1 protein-coding gene is annotated in these 336 nt (G+C 69.3%); it reads left to right on the top strand.

Going from position 1 to position 336, the window contains the following annotated elements; all coding sequences use genetic code 11:
• The coding region (locus FLQ44_RS23885; protein WP_206209043.1) for a hypothetical protein at positions 1-336 on the top strand (336 nt) is incomplete at both ends.

Raw genomic sequence — 336 nt, 5'->3', positions numbered from 1 at the left:
GATCACGCGCAGCCTCGCCGAACACATCGGTGTGGCCAACTTGCTGCTGGTGTCGGCCGCGCTTATCGGGCTCTGCCTCTATTGCATCGTGCGCCTCGCACCGTATGCGCGCCGACGCGAGATCGAGGACGGCACGCGCTCGGGCGAAGAGGCCATGGGCGGCTCGATCCTCGCCGGCCTGCGCCTGGTCTGGGAGCGGCCGGTGCTGCGGGCGATGGCGGCCCTGCTGTTCTTCGGCGTCGGCGTCGGCACCCTGCTGTACAACGAGCAGGCGGCGATCGCTCGGACCTATTTCGCCACGCCGGAAGCGCGCACCAGCTACTTCGCGAGCCTGGA

Source organism: Vogesella mureinivorans, from assembly GCF_007644035.1.
Lineage (GTDB): Bacteria > Pseudomonadota > Gammaproteobacteria > Burkholderiales > Chromobacteriaceae > Vogesella > Vogesella mureinivorans.
The sequence above is the reverse complement of the archived record's forward strand: the minus strand, read 5'-3'. Positions and strand labels throughout refer to the sequence as shown.